This is a genomic window from Burkholderia sp. MSMB1078WGS (genome assembly GCF_001528895.1).
In the GTDB taxonomy this organism is placed as follows: domain Bacteria; phylum Pseudomonadota; class Gammaproteobacteria; order Burkholderiales; family Burkholderiaceae; genus Burkholderia.
This window is the reverse complement of sequence record NZ_LPDI01000098.1, coordinates 33,817-53,038: the sequence shown is the minus strand read 5'-3', so window position 1 is coordinate 53,038 and position 19,222 is coordinate 33,817. Positions and strand designations below refer to the sequence as shown.

The window sequence follows — 19,222 nt, the reverse complement described above, 5'->3', positions numbered from 1 at the left end:
ATTCGATCCCCATGAAAATTTCCCGCTCCCTTTCCACCGTCGAAGTGCACACCGGCGGCGAGGCGTTCCGCATCGTCACGAGCGGGCTGCCGCGGCTGCCCGGCGACACGATCGTCCAGCGCCGCGCGTGGCTCAAGGAGAACGCCGACGAGATCCGCCGCGCGCTGATGTTCGAACCGCGCGGCCATGCCGACATGTACGGCGGCTACCTGACCGAGCCCGTGTCGCCGCATGCGGATTTCGGCGTGATCTTCGTGCACAACGAAGGCTACAGCGACCATTGCGGACACGGCGTGATCGCGCTGTCGACGGCGGCCGTCGAACTCGGCTGGGTGCAGCGCACGGTGCCGGAGACGCGGGTCGGCATCGACGCGCCGTGCGGCTTCATCGAGGCCTTCGTCAAATGGGACGGCGAACATGCCGGGCCTGTGCGCTTCGTCAACGTGCCGTCGTTCATCTGGCGGCGCGACGTGTCGGTCGACACGCCGTCGTTCGGCACCGTGACCGGCGACATCGCGTATGGCGGCACGTTTTATTTCTATGTCGATGGCGCGCCGTTCGACCTGCCGGTGCGCGAATCGGCCGTCGAAAAACTGATCCGCTTCGGCGCGGAAGTGAAGGCGGCCGCGAACGTAAAGTATCCGGTCGTGCATCCGGAGATCCCGGAAATCAACCACATTTACGGCACGATCATCGCGAACGCGCCGCGCCACGCGGGTTCGACGCAGGCGAACTGTTGCGTGTTCGCGGATCGCGAGGTCGACCGCTCGCCGACCGGTTCCGGCACCGGCGGCCGCGTCGCGCAGCTCTACCAGCGCGGGCTGCTCGCGGCGGGCGACACGCTCGTCAACGAATCGATCGTCGGGACGGTCTTCAAGGGGCGCGTGCTGCGCGAAACGACGGTCGGCGATATCCCGGCCGTGATCCCGGAAGTGGAGGGCAGCGCGCATATCTGCGGGTTCGCGAACTGGATCGTCGACGAGCGCGATCCGCTCACGTACGGATTTCTCGTGCGCTGAGCCGCAGCGCCGGTCGCGCCGCCGTCGCGACCTCGTCGCGACCTCGCCGCGCGGCGTTCAGGTTGTGGTACCAGGTTTGGCGCGTCGTTCCGGTCGCGGAGCACGCGCCTTTTTTGCGTCGGCGCCGTCGCGAAACCGCATCGCCGTGTGCCCGCCCGGCGCCGCCGCGGGTCGGACGGCCGCGCGAGTTTGGTACGATGCAGCCTTTTCAGCCGAGCTCCACCCGCGTGAATCGCCGAAACGTGTCGTCAGTGCGTGCCTTGTGTGCCAGATGGGTCGCGCGCGCCCAACCTGTCGCGGCAGCCGCCGTCGCGCGGGTCAAGCCTCTCGCCGCCGCCGCGTGGCACCATGTCCGCCACCCGACGCGCCGCGGCGTGCTGCTCACCGCCGCCGCCGTGCCGGCGCTGTTCGCGGCGTACGTGGTCGTGCTCGTTCCGTTCACGCCGGGCATCGGCGACATCCGCAAGGCGCGCGTCGACCAGCCCGCGCAGGTGCTGTCGGCCGACGGCAAGCTGCTGGCCGAATTCAAGCCGTCGAACCGGGAATGGGTGCCGCTCAAGCAGATCTCGCCGCACATGGTCGACGCGCTGATCGCGACCGAGGATCACCGCTTCTACGCGCACCATGGCCTCGACTGGAAGCGCACGGCGTCGGCCGCGCTCCATACGTTCTCGGGGAGCCGCCAGGGCGGCTCGACGATCACGCAGCAGCTCGCGCGCAACCTGTATCCGGACGAGATCGGCCGCGCGCCGACGCTCACGCGCAAGGTGAAGGAGGCGATCACCGCGCTGAAGATCGAGGCCGTCTACAGCAAGGACCAGATCCTCGAGACCTACCTGAACACGGTGCCGTTCCTGTACAACGCATACGGCGTCGAGATGGCCGCGCGCACCTATTTCGACAAGTCGGCCGACGAACTCGACGTGCTCGACAGCGCGACGCTCGTCGGGATGCTGAAGGGCAACAGCTACTACAACCCGGTGCTGAACCCCGAGCGCGCACTGCAGCGGCGCAACACGGTGCTCGGCCAGATGGTGAAGTACGGCAAGCTGTCGCCGGCGCAGTTCGCGCAGTTGCAGCGCCGGCCGCTGCGCATCGACTTCGAACGCCAGAAGGAGCCGCCCGGGCCGGCGCCGCATTTCGCGCAGCAGTTGCGCAAATGGCTGATCGCGTGGGCCGACCGCAACGACTACAACATCTACTCGGACGGGCTGATCGTGCGCACGACGATCGATTCGCGCCTCCAGCAGATGGCGACGCAGGCGCTCACGCTGCAGGGCAATCAGTTGCAGGGCATCGCGAACAACGCATGGAGCGGCCGCGACGGCTGCGGCACCGACAACGAGGTGTTCCGCACCTTCATGCGCGAATCGCCCGAGTACAAGGCGGCGCAGGACGCCGGCAAGGACGACGCGGCGGCGATGAAGATGCTCGCGGCCGACCGCGGTTTCCTGCATGCGCTGTGCAAGGCGAAGACCGACGTGCAGGCCGGCTTCCTCGCAATCGATCCGCGCGACGGGCAGATCCGCGCGTGGGTCGGCAGCCGCGACTTCACCCGCGAGCCGTTCGACCACGTCGCGCAGGCGCGGCGTCAGCCGGGCTCGACGTTCAAGCCGTTCGTCTATGGCGCCGCGTTTGCGAGCGGGATGAAGCCGGACGACACGTTCATCGACCAGCCGGTCGAGATCCCGTTGAAAGGCGGCGAGATCTGGCGTCCGAACGACGACGTGCCGCCTACGGGCAAGCCGATGACCTTGCGCGACGCGGTCGCGCTGTCGCGCAACCGGATCACCGCGCAGGTGATGGAGAAGGTCGGCCCGGCCGCCGTCGCGCGGCTGGCGCGCGACATGGGCGTGCGCGAAAGCCCGCTCGAACGCGTGCCGTCGCTCGCGCTCGGCACGAGCCCGGTCACGCTGAAGGAAATGGTTGCCTCGTACGCGACGATCGCGAACGGCGGGCTGTACGTCGAGCCGCAGATGGTCACGCGCATCGAGAATCGCCAGGGCGACGTGCTCGCCGAATACGCACCGGCGCCGCCCGAGCGCGCGCTCGATGCCGAAACCGACAAAATGCTGCTCGACGTGATGCGCGATGTCGTCACGCGCGGCACGGGCGGCAGCATCCGCACGCGCTTCGGCATCCGCGGCGACGTGGCCGGCAAGACCGGCACGACGCAGGACAACGCGGACGGCTGGTTCATCCTGATGCAGCCGGGACTCGTCGCCGGCGCGTGGGTCGGATTCGACGACGGCCGCGTGACGCTGCGCAGCGACTACTGGGGGCAGGGTGCGCACAGCGCGCTGCCGATCGTCGGCGATTTCTTCCAGCGTGCGCAGCGCGCCCGGATCGTCGATACCAAGGCGAAATTCGATACCGAGCCGTCGCCCGGCTGGTTCGCGTCGCTGCGCGAGCGCGCGGCCGACCTGTTCGACACGTGGTTCCCGCCCGAGCCGAAGAAAGCGAGCGCACCGGTCAGGACGCAGCGTATCGAGCGCCCGGCCGAGGCCGACGAGGGGGCGGCATCGGCGGCATCCGCCGCATCGGCGCCGGATGCCGCGTCCGGCGGTATCGTCGAGGAATGGGTGCCGGCGTCCGAAGTGGCCGCATCGGCCGCCGCGCTGTCGGCGGGCGCCTCGCAACTGCAGCCGCAGCCTGCGCCGCCGCCGGCAGGCGCCAGTGCCACGAGTGGAAGCAGCGCCGGTATCGGCGTCGCCCCTTCGGCCGTGCCGGCTCCGCCGCCGTCGGTGCCGGCGCCGGCCGCGCCCGATGCGACCGGTGCTTCGCAGTAATGAAGCCGTGTCGCGGCATTCGGCGCGCAGGCGGCGATAATCGTCTGACGAAACGACTTATTCCCGCTCGATTGTACGGTTTCGATCAACAGTGAATTTGCGATTTAAGTATTTACCCTGATAGCCGAGCCTCCTAGACTTCTACTCATGCGCAACGACCTCGAGTCCGAAGCGCCTGACAAAACAATCCCGGAGGTAACGCATCATGAAATCGCTGATCAAGGCAGTTGCACTGGCCGCCCTGGTGGCCGCACCGGTCGTCTCGTTTGCCCAATCGAACCAGCAGCCGCTGACCCGCGCGCAAGTGCGCGCCGAGCTGGTCCAGCTCGAAAAGGCCGGCTACAACCCGAACGACTGGATGAACTATCCGGAAAACATCCAGGCCGCCCAGGCCAAGATCGCCGCGCAGAACGCCGGTGCGCAAGCCGACGCAACCGGCTACGGTTCGAACCCGGTCGCGACGTCGCAGTCGGGCCCGCGCGCGGTCGTGCCGGCCGTGAGCGACCGCTCGTCGGTGTACTTCGGCCACTAAGCCAGCCGTCGTTTCGCGGCCTTGAAGGCCGCGGCTGACGTCGTATCGAGAAAGCCCGCATCCGGTTCAGTTCCGGGTGCGGGCTTTTTCCATGATGCGAAGCTCAGCGAACCGGCGCACACGGCGGGCGAAATCGTCGGACGGGCAATCCGATATTCGCCGATACCGGAGGTCTCTCTTCCCATGGGTTCGTTCGGGCCAACGCCGGGAAGTCTCTCTTTCCATGGGTTCGTTCGAGCAAGATCCGCGGGCAATCGACCGCGACCACCCGCAGCACCCGAGACCGTGATTACGGTGCATGCGCAATCGTTCCCGAGCGAGTGTCCGGCTGCAACCCCGGCCCCCCGCTGACAATCCGCCGCGCGTGCGCTAGCATCGCGGTCGATGTTGCCGCGGGGAGCGCGGCCAATCCACACGGGGCGCCGCGGGGCACCGGGTTTCCAACTTCAACGAACAACAAGGAGCATCCATGCGTGTCTTGACCGGTCTGCTGGGCTCGCTGGCGCTGGTGGCGAGCGTCGCCCATGCGCAGGCGAATTGTGCGGACGCGACGGATCAGGCGACGATGACGGCGTGTGCCGATCGCGCGTACAAGAAATCCGACGGGGAACTGAACCGGACTTACCAGGCCGTCACCGCGCGCCTGCGCGATGCGCGTCCGCTTGCCGACAAGCTCGTGAATGCACAGCGCGCGTGGATCGCGTACCGCGATGCCGAATGCCATTTCTCGAGCGCGAATGCCGAGGGCGGCAGTGCGTATCCGATGGTCGTATCGACCTGCCTCGACGATTTGACGAAAGCGCGCACCGAAACGCTGAAGGGCTATCTGTCCTGCGAGGAGGGCGACCTCGCGTGCCCGGTGCCCGCGAAGTAACGATCACGCGCGGGCCCGTCGAGGCCCGCACTACACTGGCTAGACGTCGTCCGCTACACGTCTCCGTTACACGTCGTCCGTTACACGTCGTCCGTTTCGTCGAGCAGCTTGTGCCGCATCGCGTAACGCACGAGCGCCGCTTCGTGCGGCATCTGCATCTTTTCGAGAATCCGCGTCTTGTAGGTGCTGACCGTCTTCGCGCTCACGCACAGCGCATTCGCGATCTCGGTCAGCGTCTGGCCGGCGGCGATCCGCCGGAACACGTCGAATTCGCGGTGGGACAGCCGCTGGTGCGGCAGCGTTTCGGCCGGCTCGTTCAGGCTCTGCGCGAACTGCTCGGCCATCGCGAGGCTCACGTAGACGCCGCCCGACGCCACTTTCGCGACCGCGCCGACCAGCTCCGCGCTCGCGCTTTCCTTCGTCAGATAGCCGGACGCGCCCGCGCGGAACGCGCGCACCGCGTATTGCTGCTCCGCGTGCATCGTCAGCACCAGCACGCGCAGCGCGGGTTTCTCGTCCTTGATCTGCTTGATCAGCTCGACGCCGTTGCGGCCCGGCATCGACAGGTCGAGCACGAGTACCTGCGCGGGCGTCGCACGCACCAGCGCGATCGTCGACGGGCCGTCGCAGGCTTCGCCGGCCACCTCGAACCCGGTGGCGTTCTGGAGGATGTGCCGCAGACCGTCGCGTACGAGCGTATGGTCGTCGGCGATGAGCACCTTGATCATGTGATGAGCGTGTCCTGTTGAACGGTGCCGAGCGGAAACGCGACGGTAATCGAGAAGCCGCGCGCGAGCGCGGTGTCGATCGTCACGGTGCCGCCCAGCATGTGTGCGCGTTCGCGAATGCCGATCAGGCCGAACGACTTGTCCTCGTGGGCCGGACCGCCGGGCGCCGCGCCGCGGCCGTTGTCCGCGACGCGCAGCACGCAAAAGCCTTCCTCGATGTCGAGCCGCAACGTCACGCGCGTCGCATCCGCATGACGCGCGACGTTCGTCAGCGCTTCCTGGACGATGCGGAACAGCGTGGTCGCGCCCGTACTGGTGAACGTGAGGCCGCCTGTTTCGATGTGACGCTCGACATCGATCCCGTAGCGGTTCGTGAAATCGTTCGCGAGCCATTCGATCGCGGGCACGAGGCCGAGATCGTCGAGCATCACCGGCCGCAGGTCGGCCGCGATGCGCCGCACCGACGCGACCGTCGCGTCGATCAGCCGCCGCATGCCTTGCAGATGCAATTGCACGCCTTCGTCGGGCTGCGCGCGGCCGGGCATGCGCAATTGCTGCTCGACGACGGACAGGTCCATCTTCAACGCGGTGAGCTGCTGCCCGAGGTCGTCGTGCAGCTCGCGCGCGATGCGGGTCTTTTCCTCTTCGCGCACGTTCTGCAGGTTCGCGGACAATTCGCGCAATTCCTCGCGCGATTGCTTCAGCGCGTTCTCGGCCCGCTGCCGCTCGGTGATGTCGCGCAGCATCACCGTATAAAGCTTGCCCGACGCGTCGCGGATCTGCGAGATCGACGCTTCGATCGGGAATTCCTCGCCGTTGGCCCGCAGCCCGAACAGCACGCGCTGGCGGCCCATCTGCCGCTCCGACACGCCCGTCACGCCGAACTGGTCGACGTGCTTCGCATGTGCGGCGCGGAACCGCTCGGGAATGAAGCGCGACAGCGGCGCGCCGATCGCCTCCATCGCGGACACGCCGAACACCTGTTCGGCCATCGGATTGAAGATCACGACCTTCTGCGTTTCGTCGATCGTGATGATCGCTTCCATCGACGAACGGATGATGCCCATCATCCGCGCCTCGTTGAGGATGCCGCGGCTGCTCGCGCCGGCATCGGCGCGCCCGCGCAGCAGCGCATGGACGAGCGCCGCGAACCCGAACGACGCGATCAGCCCGGCGGCGAGCACGGTGCCGGCCGCACGCTGCGCGCCGGTCGCGCTCGGCCGGCCGTCGGCGGAATAGGCGAGCGTCAGCGCGGTGCCGCCGAAATTCAGCACGTCGGTGCGCCGCATCAGGTCGGGCGACGCCGACGCTTCGTCGGTCGTCGTCTCGACGCTGACGATCGCGCGCGAATCGCCGCCGGCGGTCATCCGCAGATCGATCCCGCGCTCCGCGTCGAGCGCGCGCTCGACCAGGCGCCGCGCGCTCAGCGCCGCGAACAGCATCCCGTCGGCGCCGGCCTCGCGCGTGCCGGACGGCGTGGCGGCGGCCAGCGGCGAGGTCGTCACGGGCAGGAACAGCGTCAAGGTGCGCGCGTCGCGGGAGGTGTCGTCGTCGGCGGGGTGGACGCCGAGCGCGATATCGCCGGTCCGCAGCGCACGCGTGAGCGGCGCCGCGTCGAACGCGCCGAAGCGCACGACCGGCGCGTTCGACGCGGGGGCGCTGAGCGTCGCCGCCGCGAGCGCATCGGCCGGCAGCGGCTTCGTGCCGGCCAGCGCACCGCGCGCCGCGGGCGTCAGCGGCGCATAGCCGATCTGCCGGACCGGCGAGCGGCCGCTGTCGAGATCGAGCGTTTCCGCATACCGGCGCCATTGGCCGGGCGTCATGTCCGGCACGAGGCCGAACGCGCCGCGCGCGCCTTCGAGCACGGCGGCACCGGCCTGCAGTTCATGCCGCAGCATCGCGGTCACGTGCGTCGTGCGGCGTTCGAAACGCGTGTGAACGGCGCCTTGCCACTGCTCGCGCACCAGGAGCGCGACACCGAGCGATAGCACCGCACCCGCGCACAGCGTAACGACGCCGGCCGCGAGTGGCTGGCGTAACATGATCTGAAGGCGCGTGGGCCCTCGGGCGTCCCGCGTCGGGGTTCCACTGGCGGTCATTCGATGGCCATTCTGTTGTTCGGACTACCCGGGGCACTCGGGCAGCGCGGCAAAACCGGGGAAAACTCGCACCGGCTGCATGCAACGATTATTTTCAAGATGAAATTGTGCGCGTTTTACACGTTTTTTGTAATGGGGTCGGTTGAAATTGCGGCAAAGGCGTGAAACAGCGCGCGCAGGCCGCGGTTGACGCGCGTCAACGCACGCGCCGGCACGTGGGGCAGACTGTTCGGCAGGCAAGCCGGCGCCGGGCCGGCTTGCGATGACGGGCCGTCGTTGCGCAACGCGCGACGCCTGCCCGGTCGGAGGGACGGACCATGTACAAGCGGATTTTCGTCGGGCTCGACGGCAGCCCGAGCGCGCGTCTCGCGCTGAACGAGGCGATCCGGATCGCGACGGCGTCCGGCGGCGAAGTGACGTGTGCGTACGTCGTCGAACATCGGCCGCAGCTCGTCGACGTCGACGCCGGCTTCGCCGCCGAGCACGACGGCGATGTCGCCGCGACCGATGCCGCGACGCCGGTACTCGACGCAGCGAAAGCGATGCTCGCGCAGCAGCATGTGCGAGGCACGGTGCGTGCGCTCGACGCGTACGGCGAGGACATCGCGACGGTGCTGATGCGTACCGCGGCCGAAGCCGACGCCGATCTGATCGTGATGGGCACGAGCGGGCGGCACGGCCTGCGCAGGCTGTTGCTCGGCAGCGTGGCGGAATCGCTGCTGCGTGCGGCCGACCGGCCGGTGCTGCTGGTACGGCACGACGAGGCGGGCACGTCGGCGGCTGCGTGACCGATGCGATACGGCGGGCCGATGCGGCACCGGCGCTCGCCGTTGGCGGGCTGCCGCGCGGCATTCCGGACTTCTTGCGTGAGCGGGTGTGCTGCGTCGTCGAATCGCCCAACACGGCGCGGCGAGCAGCGCCGATACGCATCGCCGATACGCGATTGCGCGTCCGCAGTTGCATCCCGGCATGCAGTTCTGGCAGCATCGGCCGGTGTCCGCTCGATCGCCGCGTGCATGGCAGCCGCGATCGACGCAGGGGCATCCGGCGGCACCCGGGCGCATGAATCGCGATCGGACAGTCGGCCGGATGCCGGTTTTCTACCTTACCGACGTCATCCGCCATGCCGATTTCCGCGACCGACCTGATTCGCCAGTTCGACCTGCAGCCGCATCCCGAGGGCGGCTATTTCCGTGAAACCTACCGCGCGACCGAGTCGGTCGTGCGCCCGTCCGACGGCGCGCCGCGTGCCGCGTCGACCGCGATCTACTACCTGCTGTGCGACGGCGCGTATTCGTCGTGGCATCGCATCCGTTCCGACGAAGTCTGGCATTTCTACGCGGGCGATCCGATCGAAGTGTGGGTGCTCGATGCGCGCGACGGGCTGACGATCCACCGGCTCGGCAACCCGCTCACCCATCCGGGCACCGTGTTCCAGACGGTAGTGCAGGCCGGAAGCTGGTTCGGCGCGCGCTGCGCGTCGCCGCAGCACGTCGCGCTCGTCGGCTGCACGGTTGCGCCCGGATTCGAGTTCGCGGAGTTCGAGCTGGCGGATGCGGCCGCGCTGGCGGCCGAGTTTCCCGACTACGCGGAACATGTCGCACAACTCGCGCCGCGCTCCGACGTGTGACCGTCACGGTCGCGTCACGCCGCGCGCAAAGCCCGCGCCGCCGGCCGGTGTTCCGCGCGAGCGAGGCCAAACCCGTTTAGAATGCGCATGATGCATCGGTCGATCGCGGACGTGCCGCGGCGGCCGTTGCGCCGCCGTACCGACGGCCCTGTCGCGCGGCCCGCATGTCTTCCAGGAGCGCCGCCGTGTGGCACTTTCCCATCGCTATTCCATCGTCGCTCGGCCCGTGGGCCGTGTTCGCGAGCGTGTTGATCACGCAGCTCGGCGTGCCGGTGCCGGCCGTGCCGATGCTGATTCTCGGCGGCACGATGGCGGCGATGGGGCAGGCGTCCTGGGTCAGCATGTTCGCGGCGGCGATCGGCGCGACGATGCTGGCCGATTCCCTTTGGTTCTTCATGGGCCGCACGCGCGGCCGGCGCCTGCTGAACGGCCTCGTGCGCTTCTCGCTGTCGCTCGACACGACGCTGCGTTTCGCGCGTAACGTATTCGAAAGGTACGGCGCGCCGCTGCTCGTGCTGTCGAAATTCCTGCCGGGCCTCGGCCTCGTGTCGGCGCCGCTGCTCGGCACGACCGCGATCGGCATCGGCGTATTCCTGTTTTGGGATCTGGCGGGCGCGTCGCTGTGGGCGGCGTTCTGGCTGATCGGCGGCGCGGCCATTCACGACCAGATCGTCCAGTTCGTGCTGTGGGTGCGCGCGAGCGGCGGCACGATTCTCGACGCGTTTCTCGCGATCTTCATCACGTTCCTGCTGTACCGCTGGGTGCGTCGCGTGCAGTTCCGCCGCTATCTCGCGCAGGTGCGCATCTCGCCGCCGCAGCTCGTGGAGATGATGACGTCCGACGAGCCGCCGCTGATCTTCGATGCACGTCCGAAGGCGATTCGCGAACGCGAGCCGTACCGGATTGCCGGTGCGGTGCCGGTCGATCTCGATTCGCCGGACCTGCTCGATCCGGAAGTGCTGAAACGGCCGATCGTCGTCTATTGCGTGTGCCCGAACGAGGCGACCGCGAAGCGGCTGATCGCGAAGATGCAGCGCAAGAAGATGATCCACAACATCCGGGCGCTGAAGGGCGGCCTCGATGCGTGGGAAAAGCACGGTTATCCGGTCGAGCCGCTGCCGGCGGATCTCGATTCGTCGCGGTATTTCGTGCGGCCGGAGCAGGGTGGGCTGGAAGGCGAGTATACGGTGCGGGCGACGTTGTCGAAGTGATGCAGCCGGCGTTGCTGGTATCGCTGAGCGTGTGAGCGCGCATCCTGGCCTGTTCGATCGCGTCATCGCTACCGGTGGCGATATGAATCTCATCGGGGAGGCGAAACTGGCCTGCATTCCCGAGCAGATCGGCGACGACTTCGTGTATGCGGGTGATAGCAAAGCCCTCAGCGACGACCTCTGTCGGTGCGCATCTCCGACGCCGCCGAAGCTGGCGGCATCACAGTCGGTCTCGTATATCGAGGTCTGAACTCAAGAATGCGCGTCCGCCGCGCGCATTCGAATCCAATCACCGCTTTCACCCACCGCGATTTTCCCGAAAATCGCCTGGCGTGAAACCGCCGATCCTCCCTATAATCCCGCCTGCATATTGCGTGCGCTCGATTGCGCACATTCGACGCGCGTTCGTTCGCGCCGAAAGCGATGAATCCCGTTGCCGCTCGTCACGCGCACAGCCGCGTCGCGCGGGTCGGTCGGGTGTATTCCGTGAAAGGCCCTATCCGTATATCCGGACTGTTCCGGGAAATACGGATCATCCGCGGCAATTCCAACCGAATTGACGCGGCATCCGTGTCGTTTCTTATTCGGAAATCGACAATGGGGATTATTTCGTTTTCGACTGCCGAAATCGGCATGAACGGTCGCGCATTGTCATCGACACAATGACGGCGGCCCGCCCGCGGCCGCCAGGAGACGAATTTGAAGCAACCAGAAGACCAACTGCACCGCGGGCTGGAAGAACGGCACATCAACCTGATGGCGCTCGGCGCGACGATCGGCGTCGGCCTGTTCCTCGGCTCGGCCACCGCGATCCGCACGGCCGGCCCGGCCATCCTGCTGACCTACCTGCTGGGCGGCCTCGCGATCTTCCTGATCATGCGCGCGCTCGGCGAGATGGCGATCACCAACCCGGTCGCCGGCGCCTTCAGCCGCTATGCGCGCGACTACCTCGGCCCGCTCGCGGGTTACCTGACCGGCTGGACCTACTGGTTCGTGTGGATCGTCACCTGCATGGCGGAAATCACGGCGGTCGGCGTCTACATGCACATGTGGTTCCCCGGCGTGCCGAACTGGATCTGGGCGCTCGCGGCGCTCCTGGCGATGGGCTCGGTGAACTTCATCGCGGTCAAGCTGTATGGCGAATTCGAATTCTGGTTCGCGCTGATCAAGATCGTCACGATCGTGCTGATGATCGTCGGCGGCGGCCTGATGATCGCGTTCGGCATCGGCAACGGCGGTGTCGCGACCGGCATCTCGAACCTGTGGTCGCACGGCGGCTTCATGCCGAACGGGATCAATGGCGTGATCGCCGCGCTGCCGATCGTGATGTTCGCGTATCTCGGCGTCGAGATGCTCGGCCTCACGGCCGGCGAGGCGCGCAACCCGGAGAAGTCGCTGACGAAGGCCGTGAATTCGGTGTTCTGGCGCGTGCTGATTTTCTACATCGGCGCGCTGTTCGTGATCATGTCGCTCTATCCGTGGGACCGGATCGGCACGCAGGGCAGCCCGTTCGTGATGACGTTCTCGCGCCTCGGCATTCCGGCCGCCGCCGGCATCATCAACTTCGTCGTGCTGACCGCTGCGCTGTCGTCGTGCAACAGCGGCCTGTTCAGCACCGCGCGGATGCTCTACAACCTCGCGCAGCAGGGCCAGGCGCCGGCCGCGCTCGGTCGCGTGAATCGCAGCGGCGTGCCCGTGTACGGTGTGGCCGTGTCGGTCGCGCTGCTGCTGATCGGCGTGTTGCTCAACTATCTCGCGCCGCAGCACGTGTTCACGTGGCTCACGTCGGTATCGACGTTCGGCGCGATCTGGACGTGGTGCGTGATCCTGATCGCGCAGATGCGTTTTCGCCGCACGCTGTCGGCCGACAAGATCGCGCGCCTGCCGATCCGCGTGCCGTTCTATCCGCTCGGTTCGTTCGTCGCGCTCGGCTTTCTCGTGCTGGTCGTCGTGCTGATGGCGTTTACGCCCGATACGCGCGTCGCGCTGGTGATCGGGCCGGTGTGGATCGTGCTGCTCGGCATCGCGTACGCGCTGTTCTATGCGAACCGTCCGGCCGCGTCGATGCCGACGAAGCCGTAAGCGGCGCAGGCAGGGTGCCGCACGATCGTTGATCGCGATCATGCACGCGCGGGCCGGACGGCCTATGCTGAACGAACGCATTGCTCGTCCGCGCTTCGCGTGACAGCCCGCCGATCCTGCGGCCACGGCGGCGGTCCGACGCGGCGGCGCCGCTGCCGCGCGAAGCCCCCGTCGTCGTTCGGCGACGACGTGCACGCACGGAGACCTTCGCCATGCAGCCTGCCCTGTCCATCCCGACGCTCGCGCGGATCGCGCTGGCCGTCGATCCGACGCCCGAATCGCTGACCGCCGCACGTTACGTGCGCACGCTGCTGCGTCCCGGCATGCGATTGCGCATCGTGTGCGCGATCGACAATCCGCGCCTCGTGCTGCCCGACATTCCGCGCATCGACGCGCTGCTGACGTCCGCGCGCGAGGACATGGTGCGCGAAGCGCAAGCCACCTGCGAGCGGATCGCGGCGCTGTTCGCCGATAGCGGCGTCGACGTCGAACGAACGGTCATCGATACGTCGATCACGGGCGGCTCGGTGGCGGACGCCCTGGTGAACGATACGTCGACGTGGCACGCGAACGTGCTGGCGATCGGCGCGAACCCGCATCACGGGTTGTTGCGGCTCGTCGAAGGCGCGATGTCGGACACACTGACGAAACGCGCGCGCTGTGCGCTGCTGATCGTGCCCGGCACCTATGCACGGCCGTCGGACGGCGCGCTGCAGCGGCTGATGTTCGCGGTCGACGGCAGCGAGCCGTCGCTGCACGCGCTGCGCGTCGGGCTCGGCTTCGCGGCGCCGACGACGTTGCTGTATGCGACGTACGTGATCGATCGCGCGGTTCGCCTGACCGATGTCGTGCCGGTGCGCGCGCTCGAGGATGCGTACCGCGCGGAAGGCGAGGATGCGCTCGCGAAGATCGGCCCGCTGCTCCATGCGACGGGCAATCCGACCAAGCGCGGCATCGTCGAAACGCGTCCGACCAGCGACGACGTGGCTCATGCGCTGATGCGCGAGGCCGTGCACTGGCGGGCGGAGCTGCTGGTGGTCGGCACGCATGGCCATCGCGGCATCGCCGCCTGGCTGATCGGCAGCGTCGCGCGGCGGGTCGCGCATCTCGCGCAGGTGCCCGTGCTGCTGGTGCGTGGCGCGGAATGAATCCCGCGTTATCGCGATCGAAGCGGGTTTGGATTGACCTGCATCAGAAACGCGGCGCACATCGCGTGAGACAGTGACGAAACGTCGGCGATGCGGCTGGCCCGTCGTGCATGTGCGATTCCCGACCGCGCCTGCATGCAGGAAGCGATCGCTACCGCGCTTGCCGCCGTCACATCGTTTTCAGGAGCGGCGCCACGTGTTTGTCCGGCGCGTCATCCGACCGGGAACTCTCTGGCACGAGGGTAGGCAACCGACGGTTGCCTTGGAGGACGGGCGGGGTGCAAGTCACCCCGTCCGCTTTCCGCCTTGCCCCATCGAATTCGCTTCCCCGCAGCAATGATGTTGAATGCGGCCGCGTCGAGCGGCGCGCCATCGTACGCGTAACCATTGCGTGGCCCCGTGCCGTGCGTCGTTTCCGTGCGCCGATCAGAGGGTACGAAGAATCGATCGCTGGTCGTGCCGGCGGTCCGCGCCGCGCCGTACCCGCGCATGCGGATGCACGACATGGAGCGGTGCGCATGCGTTGCACGTGCGGTTGCGCAAACGATTCGCATGCGGCCAGCCTGGGCGAGCCTTGCGACGCGGCTCCGACCTGGCTGGTGCGTCGGCTGCGTTTCGCGCGTGGAGCGCCGCGGCGAACCGCTGCAAAGCGAGGACCGACCCCACGACGCTCTGATACTTTTCGCGGCCTATCTGCCCGTCGAGCGTGACGAGCAATCCGGCCTCGCGTGCGAGCGCGAGCAAGGTGTCGAGGTCGTCGGACGGACGGTTGCCGGCCGACTCGGTGCGGTCGGGCAGGGCGCGCGCGTTGCTCGACGCGCGCCGCTGGCCGTGGCCCGGTAAGTTGCGATGTGCCATGGTGGTCTCCTGCGCCGAACCCCGCGTGCCGGCTCGATGGCCGGCTGGGCGATGTTCGGGTATGAACGCCTGGTTCATGTGATCAGTATCGTGTGGCGATGGCGCACTGCCAAGCGGCGCGCGCTGAAGTCGCTGTCAGGAAATTGCGCGACGCGTATCGGAATCTGCTGACACGCGCGGCGGCCGATCGGCCGATCCGGCGCGTTCGTCGGACGAATGGCAGCGCGCTTGACGCATGATTTCGGACGGTCTAAGTTTCCCCACTGCATCGGCGTCGCGCGGCGTTCCACTTGTCGCCCGTCGCCAGTGCCGCGCCCCGGGGTGGCGTGACAGGGTTTCAGTATCGTTCGCGGGCCATGTGCACGACGAACGCTGCGCGGCCGATTCGGAAAACGGATCCGCACGGCGGCACGCAACGTGCCGTTGATCGCGCGCAAACACGCGCCGGCGCATCGTACGCCGCGCGTCTGTCTTAGTCTTTAAGCTTCCAGTACCGTCATCTTTTTCGTTCCTCGACCGTCAGGAGTCTGTCGATGTCCAAGGACAATTTGCTCGATTCACTCAAGGAAGCCGCCGAACGGCGCGCGATCGGCGCGGATCAGTTGCGTGCGATGCTCGACGACGAAGTGCGCGCGCTGTCGTCCGATGCACGCGTGCACGACTACATTCACGTATTCGCGATCCGGCACCTGCGCGAACGGATGCGCCAGAAGGACGATTTCGATCGCGACACCCGGGCCGATGACGCGCCCGCGGACGCCGATCCGCGTCCGAGGCATCGGCTGTAGCGGGTAGCGGCCGGGGCGCCGGGACCGGCGCGAGGCACACCCGCCGCCCGGCCATCCTGACGATCTGCCGACAGTCGCCGGCGCGTTTCGTCATACGTTTCAACGAATTGTCACAACGACCTCAAGTAAGCGGCGCGATTTGCCGTTTACCCGGTGAATTCGTCCACCGGGCGTTCCCGCTCCCTTACCGAGTCGTTGCCATGTTCTCGTCCATTCGCGCCCGCATCCTCGCCGCGTGCGTCGCCATCGTCGTATTCGCGCTCGTCGCCACGACGCTGATCAACTATTTCATCGCGCGTTCGTACAACGACGATGCGATCGACCGCAATCTGACCTCGGTCGCCAGCGGCCACGTGGTCGGAATCGCCGACTGGGTCGCCACCCGCAGCCGGATGATCGCGTCGCTGCAGGATGCCGCGCTGACGCCCGATCCGCTGCCGGTGTTCAAGCAGATGGCCGCGGCCGGCGGCTTCACGAACGTCTATGCCGGCTACGCCGACAAGGCGTTCCACTTCTCCGACCCGACCGGCATCCCGCCCGACTACGACCCGACCGGCCGGCCGTGGTACAAGCAGGCCGCACAGGCCGGCAAGCCGGTCGTCACGCCGCCGTACGTCGATGCCGGCACGGGCAACCTCGTCGTCACGTTCGCGGTGCCGATTCTGCGCGACGGCGCGCTGAAGGGCGTCGTCGCCGCGGACGTGTCGATGGACAGCGTGATCGCCAACGTCAAGTCGATCCGCCCGACACCGGCCAGCTTCGGGATGCTGATCGACAGCAGCGGCCACGTCGTCGCGCACCCGGACGCGAAGCTCACGCTGAAGCCGGTTGCCGACGTATCGCCCGAACTCGGCTCGCTGGGCGTTGCATCGATCGCGGCGGCGAGCGCACCGGTCGAGGTCGGCGTCGGCGGCGACGCGAAGCTGGTGCGCGCGAAACCGGTGCCCGGTACCGACTGGTACGCGCTGGTGCTGCTCGACAAGACCGAAGCGACGGCCGGGATGCGTTCGCTGCTGACCGCGTCGCTGATGACGCTGATCGTGATCGTCGGCGTGGCGTCGCTGATCATCGGCGCGATCACCGCGACCGCGTTCCGCCGCCTGTCGCAGGTGCGCCAGGCGATGGCCGCGATCGGCTCGGGCGCCGGCGACCTGACGCAGCGCCTGCCGGCCGACGGCCGCGACGAAGTCGCCGACATCGCGCGCTCGTTCAACAGTTTCGTCGACAAGCTGAACGACGTGATGCGCCAGATCCGCGATGCGAGCGAATCGGTGCGCACGGCCGCGAACGAGATCGCGGCGGGCAACCAGGACCTGTCGTCGCGTACCGAATCGGCGGCGGCGAGCCTCGAGGAAACGGCGGCGTCGATGGAAGAGATCACCGCGACCGTCGGCCAGTCGGCGGCAGCCGCGAGCCAGGCCGACGAACGCGCGGCGGCCGCGTCGAGGATCGCGTCGCACGGCGGCGTGGTCGTGTCGGACGTCGTCGCGACGATGGGGAAGATCGAGGAAGCGTCGGGCCGGATCGGCGACATCATCGGCGTGATCGACGGGATCGCGTTCCAGACCAACATCCTCGCGCTGAACGCAGCGGTGGAAGCGGCCCGTGCGGGCGAACAGGGCCGCGGCTTCGCGGTCGTCGCACAGGAAGTGCGCAGCCTGGCGCAACGCAGCGCGCAGGCCGCGCGCGAAGTGAAGGTGCTGGTCGAATCGACGGTCGCGAGCGTGTCGGCCGGATCGGGGCAGGTGCGCCAGGCCGGCGACACGATGCGCGAGATCGTGTCCAACGTGTCGAACGTGACGACCATCATCTCCGAGATCACGCACGCGGCGAACGAGCAGACGCGCGGCATCCAGGAAGTGAACCGCGCCGTCAGCCAGCTCGACGAAATGGTGCAGCAGAATGCGGCGCTCGTCGAACAGTCGACCGCGGCGGCTACCGCGCTGCAATCGCAAGCGAACGCGCTGGCGACGACGGTCGGGCAGTTCAAGGTCGCCTGACGCGGCCGGCGGCCCGCGGCGTACGGCCCGCGATGCTCACGAGCCGCCCTGGTCGCGCATCAGCGCGAGCCGGTTGTAGAGCGTCTTCAGGCTGATGCCGAGGGCCTTGGCCGCACGCGGCTTGTTACCGTCGAAGTGACGCAGCGTCGCCACAATGAAGCGCTGCTGCGCATGGTGCAGCGTCGCGCCGAGCGGCAGCGCCATCGCGCCTTCCGACGTGCTGTCGACTGCCGGCATCGGCTGCTTCGGCAGCGCGATCTCGATGCCTTCGTCGGACAAGAGGTACGCGCGCTCGATCGTGTTGCGCAGTTCGCGCACGTTGCCTGGCCATGAATACGCGCGCAACGCGGCGATCGCCGCGCCGGTCAGCCGCTTGTGCGAGCGATGCCGCTCGTTCAGCGTGTCGACGAATTCCTGCGCGATCGTCTCGACGTCGCCGTCGCGCTGACGCAGTGGCGGCACGTAGATCGCGAACGCGGCGAGCCGGTAGAACAGATCCTCGCGCAGCCGGCCGTCGCGCACGGCGTCGGCCGGATTGTGGCGGGTGGCCGACACGAACCGCACGTCGAGCGGAATCGATTCGGTACCGCCCACGCGCACGATCGTATTCGACTCGATCGCGCGCAACAGCTTCACCTGCAGCGCCGCGGGCATTTCCGCGATTTCGTCGAGCAGCAGCGTGCCGCCGCGCGCGGCTTCGAAGAACCCTTCGCGCTGCGTGGTCGCGCCGGTAAAGCTGCCTTTCTCGTGCCCGAACAATTGCGCCTCGGCCAGCTCGGGCGGAATCGCGCCGCAGTTCACGGGCACGAACGGGCCGTCATGCCGTGCGCTGAGATCGTGCAGCCGCCGCGCGACGATATCCTTGCCGACCCCGCTTTCGCCGGCAATCATCACGCTCGCGCGGGTCGGCGCGATTTTCTCGATACGGCCGAGCAGCGTGCGCATCGCGGCGGACCGGCCGGACAACCGGCGACTGTCCGCGCGCTGCTTCGTCCGGTTTGCGGATTCACCCATAGGCGTTCGTGGGCCGTTTTGAAAAACGGCATCGCAGGTTCCGTTGCTTGCAATATTTATCATCGACAGCGAAACGGCCGCGAAGGTGCCGCGGAATAGAAAATTCCAATGTGCGCGACATGACCGACAGAAACGGGCCATCGGGCCGGTCGCCCGCCCTCGGTGTGACGCCGCGGTCGGGGTTGGATCGCCACTTTTTTACAGAAATCCGATGAAAAAAAGGCCGGCGATACATCGCGGCGCGGCGCACGGCGATGCCGCCGGCCCGCCGCCCGGCCCGCCGGCGGCGCGGGCGTAGGGCGCGGCCATGCGTTGCCGCGAGCGCGACCTTGGCCAGCGCCGGGTACGTCGTTTGCTGACGCGTTCCTGCTCGCCCGGCGCGCTCGACGGGATGCCGGATGGTCGAAATGCGGCATCCCCCCGCACCAGACGGGAACCGGCGCGATGCAA

General features: G+C 67.8%; 18 protein-coding genes. 13 read left to right on the top strand and 5 right to left on the bottom strand.

Annotated elements, in window-relative coordinates; genetic code table 11:
• Positions 1–11: 11 nt before the first annotated feature.
• From lhpH to WT24_RS24620, 3 genes are all read left to right on the top strand, one after another.
• Positions 12–1,019: a trans-3-hydroxy-L-proline dehydratase gene (lhpH, locus tag WT24_RS24630; protein ID WP_060036123.1), complete on the top strand. Its 1,008-nt coding sequence runs from the start codon at positions 12–14 to the stop codon at positions 1,017–1,019.
• 197 nt (positions 1,020–1,216) lie between these two features.
• Complete coding sequence (locus tag WT24_RS24625) at positions 1,217–3,808, top strand: penicillin-binding protein 1A (protein WP_060036122.1); 2,592 nt, start codon at positions 1,217–1,219, stop codon at positions 3,806–3,808.
• A gap of 205 nt (positions 3,809–4,013) precedes the next feature.
• On the top strand, positions 4,014–4,340 hold the full coding sequence (locus tag WT24_RS24620; protein WP_060036121.1) for a DUF4148 domain-containing protein: 327 nt from the start codon (positions 4,014–4,016) through the stop codon (positions 4,338–4,340).
• On the opposite strand, the gene WT24_RS34660 is transcribed toward WT24_RS24620, so the two are convergent.
• On the bottom strand, positions 4,337–4,525 hold the full coding sequence (locus WT24_RS34660) for a hypothetical protein (protein WP_156441865.1): 189 nt from the start codon (positions 4,523–4,525) through the stop codon (positions 4,337–4,339). The two genes, WT24_RS24620 and WT24_RS34660, sit on opposite strands and share 4 nt — an antisense overlap.
• A 284-nt stretch (positions 4,526–4,809) precedes the next feature.
• Here WT24_RS34660 and WT24_RS24615 point away from each other — a divergent pair, with 284 nt between their 5' ends.
• On the top strand, positions 4,810–5,214 hold the full coding sequence (locus WT24_RS24615) for a lysozyme inhibitor LprI family protein (protein ID WP_059505223.1): 405 nt from the start codon (positions 4,810–4,812) through the stop codon (positions 5,212–5,214).
• 80 nt (positions 5,215–5,294) lie between these two features.
• Here WT24_RS24615 and WT24_RS24610 read toward each other — a convergent pair whose 3' ends face one another.
• Together WT24_RS24610 and WT24_RS24605 are read right to left on the bottom strand one after the other, a co-directional pair.
• On the bottom strand, positions 5,295–5,942 hold the full coding sequence (locus tag WT24_RS24610) for a response regulator transcription factor (RefSeq protein WP_060036120.1): 648 nt from the start codon (positions 5,940–5,942) through the stop codon (positions 5,295–5,297).
• Complete coding sequence (locus WT24_RS24605) at positions 5,939–8,041, bottom strand: PAS domain-containing sensor histidine kinase (protein WP_060036119.1); 2,103 nt, start codon at positions 8,039–8,041, stop codon at positions 5,939–5,941. The genes WT24_RS24610 and WT24_RS24605 overlap by 4 nt, the downstream gene beginning before the upstream one ends.
• Before the next feature lie 3 nt (positions 8,042–8,044).
• Here WT24_RS24605 and WT24_RS34655 point away from each other — a divergent pair, with 3 nt between their 5' ends.
• From WT24_RS34655 to WT24_RS24580, 7 genes are all read left to right on the top strand, one after another.
• On the top strand, positions 8,045–8,206 hold the full coding sequence (locus tag WT24_RS34655; protein WP_156440240.1) for a hypothetical protein: 162 nt from the start codon (positions 8,045–8,047) through the stop codon (positions 8,204–8,206).
• A 152-nt stretch (positions 8,207–8,358) separates the two neighbouring features.
• Complete coding sequence (locus WT24_RS24600) at positions 8,359–8,829, top strand: universal stress protein (RefSeq protein ID WP_059505227.1); 471 nt, start codon at positions 8,359–8,361, stop codon at positions 8,827–8,829.
• 335 nt (positions 8,830–9,164) lie between these two features.
• On the top strand, positions 9,165–9,671 hold the full coding sequence (locus WT24_RS24595; protein ID WP_060036118.1) for a cupin domain-containing protein: 507 nt from the start codon (positions 9,165–9,167) through the stop codon (positions 9,669–9,671).
• 185 nt (positions 9,672–9,856) lie between these two features.
• Positions 9,857–10,882 (top strand): DedA family protein/thiosulfate sulfurtransferase GlpE, encoded by a 1,026-nt coding sequence (locus WT24_RS24590; protein ID WP_050011042.1) that lies wholly within the window; start codon positions 9,857–9,859, stop codon positions 10,880–10,882.
• A gap of 31 nt (positions 10,883–10,913) precedes the next feature.
• Entirely contained in the window at positions 10,914–11,132 is a 219-nt protein-coding gene (locus WT24_RS35475) for a hypothetical protein (protein ID WP_257127558.1), read from the top strand.
• 449 nt (positions 11,133–11,581) lie between these two features.
• Entirely contained in the window at positions 11,582–12,964 is a 1,383-nt protein-coding gene (locus tag WT24_RS24585) for an amino acid permease (protein WP_059505232.1), read from the top strand.
• A 212-nt stretch (positions 12,965–13,176) separates the two neighbouring features.
• Positions 13,177–14,112 carry a universal stress protein gene (locus tag WT24_RS24580; RefSeq protein WP_060036117.1) on the top strand — a complete coding sequence of 312 codons (936 nt, stop codon included), beginning with the start codon at positions 13,177–13,179 and terminating at the stop codon, positions 14,110–14,112.
• 426 nt (positions 14,113–14,538) lie between these two features.
• Here the strand turns inward: WT24_RS24580 and WT24_RS24575 are convergent, their stop codons facing one another.
• Positions 14,539–14,970 (bottom strand): hypothetical protein, encoded by a 432-nt coding sequence (locus tag WT24_RS24575; protein ID WP_059505236.1) that lies wholly within the window; start codon positions 14,968–14,970, stop codon positions 14,539–14,541.
• Between the two features lie 533 nt (positions 14,971–15,503).
• Here WT24_RS24575 and WT24_RS24570 point away from each other — a divergent pair.
• Positions 15,504–15,758, top strand: coding sequence for a DUF3562 domain-containing protein (locus WT24_RS24570; RefSeq protein ID WP_059505238.1), 255 nt, complete (start codon positions 15,504–15,506; stop codon positions 15,756–15,758).
• A gap of 200 nt (positions 15,759–15,958) precedes the next feature.
• A complete protein-coding gene (locus tag WT24_RS24565) occupies positions 15,959–17,758 on the top strand; it encodes a methyl-accepting chemotaxis protein (RefSeq protein WP_059505240.1) in 1,800 nt (599 codons plus the stop codon).
• Positions 17,759–17,794: 36 nt separating this feature from the next.
• Here the strand turns inward: WT24_RS24565 and WT24_RS24560 are convergent, their stop codons facing one another.
• On the bottom strand, positions 17,795–18,835 hold the full coding sequence (locus tag WT24_RS24560; protein WP_059789479.1) for a sigma-54-dependent Fis family transcriptional regulator: 1,041 nt from the start codon (positions 18,833–18,835) through the stop codon (positions 17,795–17,797).
• Positions 18,836–19,222: the final 387 nt, after the last annotated feature.